General features: G+C 70.3%; 6 protein-coding genes. 1 reads left to right on the top strand and 5 read right to left on the bottom strand.

Annotated features, from left to right (window positions below; all coding sequences use genetic code 11):
- Positions 1-45: 45 nt before the first annotated feature.
- The 5 genes from ACFWPS_RS20690 to ACFWPS_RS20670 form a co-directional block, all read right to left on the bottom strand.
- On the bottom strand, positions 46-1,776 hold the full coding sequence (locus ACFWPS_RS20690) for an RICIN domain-containing protein (protein ID WP_383707113.1): 1,731 nt from the start codon (positions 1,774-1,776) through the stop codon (positions 46-48).
- Positions 1,777-1,853: 77 nt separating this feature from the next.
- The gene (locus ACFWPS_RS20685; protein ID WP_383707111.1) at positions 1,854-2,663 is read right to left on the bottom strand and encodes a carbohydrate ABC transporter permease; all 810 of its coding nucleotides are present in this window, start codon (positions 2,661-2,663) and stop codon (positions 1,854-1,856) included.
- Positions 2,660-3,619: a carbohydrate ABC transporter permease gene (locus ACFWPS_RS20680; RefSeq protein WP_383707109.1), complete on the bottom strand. Its 960-nt coding sequence runs from the start codon at positions 3,617-3,619 to the stop codon at positions 2,660-2,662. The genes ACFWPS_RS20685 and ACFWPS_RS20680 overlap by 4 nt, the downstream gene beginning before the upstream one ends.
- Positions 3,620-3,626: 7 nt before the next feature.
- Positions 3,627-4,841, bottom strand: a complete 1,215-nt coding sequence (locus tag ACFWPS_RS20675; protein ID WP_383707107.1) for an extracellular solute-binding protein — start codon at positions 4,839-4,841, stop codon at positions 3,627-3,629.
- A 56-nt stretch (positions 4,842-4,897) separates the two neighbouring features.
- Positions 4,898-6,829: a glycoside hydrolase family 127 protein gene (locus tag ACFWPS_RS20670; RefSeq protein ID WP_383707105.1), complete on the bottom strand. Its 1,932-nt coding sequence runs from the start codon at positions 6,827-6,829 to the stop codon at positions 4,898-4,900.
- Between the two features lie 286 nt (positions 6,830-7,115).
- Between ACFWPS_RS20670 and ACFWPS_RS20665 the strand changes: the two genes are divergently transcribed.
- Positions 7,116-8,138 carry a LacI family DNA-binding transcriptional regulator gene (locus ACFWPS_RS20665; protein ID WP_383707103.1) on the top strand — a complete coding sequence of 341 codons (1,023 nt, stop codon included), beginning with the start codon at positions 7,116-7,118 and terminating at the stop codon, positions 8,136-8,138.
- Positions 8,139-8,236 lie beyond the last annotated feature (98 nt).

Below are 8,236 nucleotides of genomic sequence, written 5' to 3'. Positions count from 1 at the left end.
GCTCGTCGCCCCGCGCGGGTGTGCTCGGGTTCACTGCGGCATACGTCAGCGTGCCGTCAGTTTCCACAGGTGGTCGGCGGTGCCGTTGTCGTCCCACTGGAGGACCTGGGCGCCGGATGAGGTGCTCATGTTGTTCACGCCGAGCAGCAGTCCGCTGTTGTAGTTGGCGATCTTGTAGTAGCCGTCTCCGGAGGGGATCAGCTGCCAGAGGTGGTCGGCGGTGCCGTTGTCACCCCAGATCAGGGCGGTGCCGCCGTCGCCGGTGCCCGCGTTGGTGATGCCGAGGAGCAGTCCGCTCGCCTGCTGCTGGATCTTGTAGAGGCCGTTGCCTGCGGCCACCAGCGTCCAGTTCTGGTCGGTGCCCGTGCTGGAGGTCGCCTGGACGACGGCGGTGCCCTGGGCGGTGCCCGCGCCGCTGGTGTCCAGGGCGAGGCCGCTGTTCCTGTTGGTGATCTGGTAGCGGCCGGCCAGCGAGGTGGCGGTGCCGCTCGGGGTGATGGTCAGGTGGTAGCCGTCGGAGGCGTTCATCGTCACCGGTACGGTGATCGAGCCGCCGCTGACCGGGTAGTCGGTGTCCGAGATGGTGACAGGCCCGGAGACGGCGGTCGTACGGCCCCTGGACGGGGTGTACTCCAGCTTGACGTGCACGGTGCTGCCGAAGGCGGACAGCGACGACAGTCCGTTGACGGTGACGGCACACGAACCGGTGCAGCCGCCGGTCACCACGCTGATCTGGTTGCCCGCGCCGTTGCGGGCGGCGAAGCCGTCGATGCCGGTCTGCGCCGGAGGCGTGGTGACCAGCATGTTCCCGGACATGTCGCCGTACCACCTGTACAGCCAGTACGCGCCGTTGGCTGAGCCGCCGGTGTCGGTGAGGGTGTCGCCGAGGGTGCCGTAGTGGTTCCAGAAGGCCAGTTCGGCGTCATGGACCCCGGCTCGCTCGAACTTGGCGACATAGCTCGCGAGCGGTCCGGGGACGCCGACCTCGCTCGTGGTGCCGTACTCCTCGATGGCGATCGGCCGGGCGCTGATGCCGAGGCTGGTCTCCAGGGCGCGGTAGGCGGCGACATGGGCGGCGATGTCCTGCGAGCCCTGCAGCTCGTGCCAGGAGACGATGTCGGGCACGGTGCCGCTCGCCTTGGCGTCGGTCAGGAACGTGGTCATCCAGCTCTGGTTCCACGCCGAGTAACTCGGGCCCTGGACCGGGGTACTTGAGTCCTTCGCGCGGACCTCCCGGTACGTCGTCGCCCACCCGGAGTCGAAGCTGCCGGCCGCCGAGGTGTCCCAGGTCCAGTCGGGTTCGTTCCACAGCTCGTACGCCGCGATGTCGGTGGCGCCGGAGGACTTCACCGAGGCGACCTGCTTGTCCACGGCGGACAGCCAGTCGCTCCAACTCACCCACTTGTAGGGAAAGTTCGGATACCAGTCCGGCATCCGTACGACGACCTCGGCGCCTGCCTTCGCCGCCTCGGGGGCGACGGTCAGGGCGTCACCGCCGGGGCTGGGCTCGCCGTTGGGCAGCTGGCTGCCGCCGGGCGCCATCTGTACGAAGGTGTTCGGCTTCAGGGGTGAGACCAGGCTGTCCGCCGGCACGCTCGCCGTGTCCAGGCCGTAGAGGCTGCCCGAGGCCACGTGCGTGACCGAGCGCAGGGTCTGGTTCGCGCTCACCACGAGGGTGGTGGCGGAGCTGGGCGCGGCCTGGGCGGGGGCGGTGGTGCCGAGCGCGGCGGCGACGGCCACGGCACCGAGGGTGAGTCTGAGGGTGATGCGGCTCATGGCATGAATCTCCTCAGCGAGTAAGGGGAGCGGGGGGAGTCGGGGTGTGCGGTGGGCGGTTTTCAGTGGGTGGTGTTTCAGTCCTTCACCGCGCCCGCGGTCACGCCCGCGGCCACATAGCGCTGGGCGAGGACCAGGAGTACGGCCGCGGGGACCGACGCGACGACGGCGGTGGCCATGATCGCGTTCCACTCCTGGTTGTTGTTGCCGATGTACTTGTAGATGCCGAGCGTGATCGGCTTCCAACTGCCGCCGCCGTCAAGGGTGTTGGCGAAGACGAAGTCGGACCAGGCCCACAGGAAGCCGAACAGCGAGACGGTGACGACCGCGTTGCGGCTCAGCGGGAGGACGACCGACCGGAAGGTGCGCCAGGTTCCGGCGCCGTCGATCCGCGCGGCCGAGAGGAGTTCGCCGGGGATGCCCGACATGAACGCGGTGAAGATCATGACGCCGAAGGGCACGGCGATGGTGGAGTCCGCGACGATCAGTCCCCACCAGGAGTTGAGCAGACCCAGGTCCAGGAAGATGCCGTAGAAGCCCATCGCCATGACGATCCCGGGAATCATCTGCGCGATGAGGAGGGCCAGTTCGAGTGCACCGCCGCCGCGCGGCCGCAGCTTCGCCAGCGCGTAGCCGGCCGGGGCGGCGATCAGGAGAGTGAGGGCGACCGTGCCGATCCCGATCAGGAAGCTGGTTCCCAGGTAGGGGAGTTGGTCGTCGAGGACCGCGCGGTAGCCCTCGAAGGTCGGGTGCAGCGGGAGCAGGTCCGGCGGGTCCTTGCGCATGTCCTGCTGCGGGGTGAGGGACACGTTGAGCATCCAGTACACCGGGAACAGCATCAGCGCGGTGAGGCAGAGGCCGATCAGGGTGTGGCCGCGCGACTTCATGCTTCCTGCCTCCTCTGGACGCGGATGTGGAGGAGGCCGAAGGCCAGGGCGATGAGGATCAGGATGTTGCCGACGGCGGCACCGGGACCGAACCTGGGCAGCAGCGTGCCGAAGCCCAGCTGGTACGACCAGGTGGCCAGGGTGGAGGAGGCGTCGCCGGGGCCGCCCCTGGTCATGATCCAGATCAGGTCGAACACCTTGAGGGTGTAGACGAGCCCCAGCAGCAGGGTGATCGCCGACACCGGGCGCAGCAGCGGGAAGGTGATCCGGCGGAACTGCTGCCAGCCGCCCGCCCCGTCCAGGGCCGCCGCCTCGTACAGCTCACCCGGGATGTTCTGCAGGCCGCTGTACAGGATGACCAGGTTGAAGGGGATGCCGATCCAGATGTTGGCGACGATCACCGAGGTCAGCGCCCAGTCCGGCGAGGTCAGCCAGCCGACGGGGGCCACGCCGAAGAAGTGCAGGAAGTAGTTCACCACCCCCGACTCGCTGTTGAACATCCACGACCACGTCGACGCCGACACGATCAGCGGCAGCAACCAGGGGATCAGGAACAGCGCCCGCAGCACGGTCGACAGCCGGAAGTGCCGGTTGAAGAAGACCGCGAGGGCGAGCCCGATCACGTACTGGAAGGCGATCGACACGAAGGTGAAGACCATGGTGTGCCGCATTGCCGGGCCGAACGTCGGATCGTCCAGCACCGTACGGAAGTTGGCCCAGCCGGAGAACGGCGCGTCGCCCGCCACGAAGGAGCGCACGGTGTAGTCGCGCAGGCTCAGGTCGAGGTTGCGGTAGAGCGGATAGACGTAGAAGGCGGCCAGGTAGGCGAGCAGCGGGGTCACGAAGGCGAGCGCGGTCAGCCGCCGTCTGCGGCGCAGGGAGCGGGCACCGGTGTCGTTCGCCCGTGCCGCGGCGGCCGGTGCTCGCCGCGGTCGGTCGACCCGGGCGACGGTCATGCCGGTCCTAGCCCTTCTGCGCGCTGGACTGAGCGGCGGCCAGGGCGTCCTGGGGGCTCTTGCCGCCGGAGAGCGCCGACTGGACGGCCGTCCACAGGGGCTGCGAGATGGTCGGGTACCTGGTGCCGAGACCGCCGCTGGTCCGGCCACGCGCCGCCGCGACCGCCGCCACCCACGGCTTCAACTCCGCGTTCTTCGCGACCTGTTGGGTCTGCACGGCGGAGGTCGGCGCCACGTACATCAGCGTGGTGTCGGTGGCCAGCAGGTTGGTGGCGCTGGTCAGACAGCCGACGATCTTCTTGCTGACGTCGTAGCGCGAGGTGTCCTTCTGCACGGGCACCGTGACGAACTCGCCGCCCGTCGGCACCGGCGCCGAACCGCCGTTCTGTGCCGGGATGTTGATGACGCCGTAGCCGAATCCGGCCTTGTCGGCGTTGCCGAGCTGCCAGGTGCCGTTCTCGCCGAACGCGTAGTCCCCGGTGGCGAACTCCTGCCAGCTGGTGGTCTGGGTGTTCTGCAGCACGTCCTTCGGCGCGTACCCCGCGTCCACCCACTGCTTCCACAGCGACAGCGCGGCAACTCCCTTGGCGGAGTCGAGCTTTGTCAGGTCGCCGCCCGCACCCCAGAACCACGGCAGGAACTGGAAGCTGCCCTCCTCGGTGTTGATCGCCGAGAAGGTGATCCCCTTCTTCCCGGCTGCCCTGACCTTCTTCAGCGCGGCCGTGAGCGACGCCCAGTCCCTGACGGAGGCCGGGTCGACGCCGGCCGCCGAGAGGACCTTCTTGTTGTAGTAGAGCGCGAGGGTGTTGGCGCCGATCGGGACGCCGTAGGAGGCACCGTCGATCGTGCCGGCGCCGATGACGTTCTGCTGGATCGACGAGGTGTCCAGGCCGAGGTCTTTCGTCTTGTTGAGGATCCCCGCCTCCACCAGCGTGGAGACCACCGGGTTGTCGACCAGCATCACGTCCGGCGCGTTGCCCTGCTGCGCGGCCAGCAGCGCCTTGTTGCCCAGGTCGGTGGTGTCGTACGCGGTCCGCTTGAGCTTCACCCCGGCCGCGCTGCCGCACGCGGTGACCCGCCTGCCCCAGTCAGAGGAGGCGTCGAACTGCGGGTACGGGTCCCAGAAGGTGTACGTCCCGCCGGCCGAGGACGACGATCCCGAGGAGCCGGAACCGCCACCGCAGGCGGTGAGCGGGAGAAGGGCGGCCGTGGCGACGGCCATGAGGGTACGGCGGGTGGGTATCACGGGGTGACCTCGTTGTCGTAGTGCGGGGTGTCTCAGGAGGTGGGGAGCCAGACGCGCATGCTGCCGTCCTCGCGGTTGGCCCAGACGTGGTACGGGATCGCGGTCAACTCGACCGGCTCGCCGTCGAGTTCCGAGGGAACGTCGTGGGCGGGGGCGTAAGGCCACCAGCCCAGGTCGGGGATACGGCGCCGCCGGCCCGCGGCCACCACGGTGGTGACACCGCCGAGCAGGTCCGGGCGGTGCTTCACGGCGAGCGGACGGGACAGGTCGAGGACGATGTCGTCGAGGCCGCCGCCCGGATGGTCGACCTGCTCCAGGCAGTGCACGAGCGGCCCGCGCTCGATCGCCACACAGCCGCGTACGGCGTCCACGCGCGGGTCGGCGGCGGTGAGCCGGGGTTCCATGGAGAGTTCCAGGACCACCCGGTCGCCCGGCGTCCAGATCCGCGACAGCCGCAGCCAGCCGTCGTCCACCGCGGGGTCGTACGTCTCCTCCCCGCACCGCACCCGGAACTCCCGGCACCACTGCGGGATGCGCAGCGAGAGCGTCCAGGGGCCCTCGGACGGGGTCTCCTCGACGGTGAACGCGATCGTGCCGTGCCAGGGATAGTCCGTCTCGGCGCGCACCCGGACCCAGTCGGTCGCGTATGTCCCGGTGACGAACTGGTGTATCTGCAGGCCCTGTTCGTCGCTCGACGCCAGATAGTGCTCCAGACTCGCCAGCAGTCGCATCACGTTGGGCGGGCAGCAGGCGCAGCGGAACCAGTGGGTGCGGCGGGCCGACTGGTCGCCGCCGGTGTCGGTGTGGCCGTCCCGGACCTGCAGCGGATTGACGTACAGCCAGCGCTCGCCGTCCAGCGAGACCCCGGCCAGGAAGCCGTTGTAGAGGGTGCGTTCGATCAGGTCGGAGTAGCGGGCCTCGCCGGTGAGCAGAGCCATCCGCCAGCTCCACTGGACGGAGGCGATCGCGGCACAGGTCTCGCAGTAGGCACGCTCGTTGGGGAGTTCGTAGGGGTCGCCGAAGTCCTCCTGGTCGTGGTGCGCGCCGAGTCCGCCGGTCAGATGGGTCTTGGTGGTCGTCATGGCGTGCCACAACCGCTCGCCCGCTGCCCGGAGTTCGGCGTCCCCGGTCTCCGCCGCCAGGTCCGCGGCCGCCGCCAGCAGGTACAACTGCCGTACCGCATGCCCCTCGACGTTCGTCGCCTCGCGCAGCGGGACCCGGTCCTGGCAGTAGGCCTCGCCGCCGAGCAGGCCGTGGCCGTGCCGGTCGACGAAGTAGCCCGCCAGGTCGAGGCAGCGGCGCTCGCCGGTCTCCCGGTACAGCTCCACCAGGGCGGTCTCCACCTCCGGGTGGCCGTCGATGCCGTCGACGGGCCTGCCGCTGCCGGGGAGGCCGAACACCGAGTCGATGTGGTCGGCGAACTTCCGTGCCACGTCGAGTAGTTCGGTGCGACCGGTGGCCCGGTGGTGGGCCACGGCGGCCTGGATCAGATGACCGGCGCAGTACAGTTCGTGCCCCCAGCGCAGGTCCTGGTACCGCTCGCCGCCCTTGACCAGCTGGAACCAGGTGTTGAGATAGCCGTCGGGCTGCTGGGCCGCGGCCACCAGGTCGATGATCCGCGCCACGTCGGCGGCCAGTGCCTCGTCGGTGCCTTCGCCGGTGTCGCGGGCGAGGTGCCAGGACGCCGCCTCCAGCCACTTGTAGACGTCCGTGTCGACGAACGGGTACGCGCCCTGGAACGCGCCGTCGGCGGTGCCGGCCGCGAGCCGAAGGTTGTGCAGGTTTCCGGCGGACTCCAGCAGGTCCGGGCCCTGAGGGAGGGAGACACGTGCGTTGGTCGTCCGACGGCCGTGCCAGAAGCCGCCGTCGACGGTGACGGCCGCCGGGCGCAGCGCGGTGCGGGCGCCCGGAGTGAGGCGGACCGGGCCGACGGGGGAGGGCAGGGCGGAACGGGTGCGGGGCATGGCTCTCCGGGGTGGGGAGGGGCGGGGTGCCTGGACACGCGGTTTCGAAATATCGAACGCTGTTTGGGAAGCCGATCGCACGGAAGTGAGGAACTGTTTTGAGCAATCGTTTTCTCGCCGAGAAGTACAGGGCAACCGGAGAAAGGGGTCAAGACGCCCGGCGCAGTTTTTTCAAGTTGTCGACCAGGGCTGGCACTTCGGGAGGGCGGCTGCGACGATGTGGGGCGGCTCTGCCGTCGGAAGGCCGGCGGCGGCGCCGAGGACCCGTCCAGGAAAAGGTTTGCCCGTGACCTCTGCCCCAGGCTCCCCGCCCGCCAGCCGGGCAAGGCTCGCCGATGTCGCCGCACTCGCCGGCGTCAGCGTCGGCACGGCGTCCAAGGCGCTGAACGGCGCCGGCCGGATGCGCCCGGAGACCCGGCAGCGGGTGCTGGACGCCGTGGAGGCGCTCGGCTTCCGGCCCAACCAGCATGCGCAGAGCCTGCACAGTGGCCGCAGCTGGACGGTCGGCCTGATGACGACGGACGGCATCGGCCGTTTCAGCACCCCGGTCCTGCTCGGCGCCGAGGACGCGCTGGGCGCCGGGAAGATCTCCGTCCTGCTCTGCGACACCCGCGGCGACGCCATCCGCGAGCAGCACCATCTGCGCACCCTCACCGACCGCCGGGTCGACGGCATCATCGTCGCCGGCCGCCGCACCGACCCCCGCCCGCCGCTGACCGGCATCGACCCGGCGATCCCGGTCGTCTACGCCCTCTCCCCGTCGACCGACCCCGCCGACACCTCCGTCGTCACCGACGACCGCGGCGGCGCCCGCCTCGCCGTCGAGCATCTGCTCGCCACCGGTCGTACCCGCATCGCCCATGTCACCGGACCCGAGCACCACCAGGCCGCCCGGGACCGCGCCCGGCACGCCGTCGAGCACCTGGCCGAGGCGGACCTCCGACTCGCCGCCGGGCGCGTGCACTTCGGCGAGTGGAGCGAGGCCTGGGGGCGGCGCGCCGCCGACGCGGTGCTGCGGACGGCACCCGACACGGACGCCGTCTTCTGCGGCAACGACCAGATCGCCCGGGGCGTCGCGGACGCGCTGCGCGAGCGCGGCAAGGACGTGCCGGGGGACATCGCCGTGGTCGGCTACGACAACTGGGACACGATGGCCCTCGCCTGCCGGCCGCCGCTCACCACCGTCGACATGAACCTGGCCGAGATCGGGCGGATCGCCGCGCTGCAGCTGCTCCAGGCCATCGACGCGGAGCCGGAGCCCGGGGTGCACACCGTGCCGTGCCGCCTGGTGGTGCGCGAGTCGAGCTGACGGCGGACATACCCGAAATCCCCGCCCCGGACGCCGGGGTGGCCGTCGCGGGCGCCGACATCCACGACCACGACATCAACTCGCCCACTCCGGGGCGT

It is taken from the genome of Streptomyces sp. NPDC058457 (assembly GCF_042720695.1).
Classification (GTDB): domain Bacteria; phylum Actinomycetota; class Actinomycetes; order Streptomycetales; family Streptomycetaceae; genus Streptomyces.
This window is presented reverse-complemented; position numbering and strand designations above follow the sequence as displayed.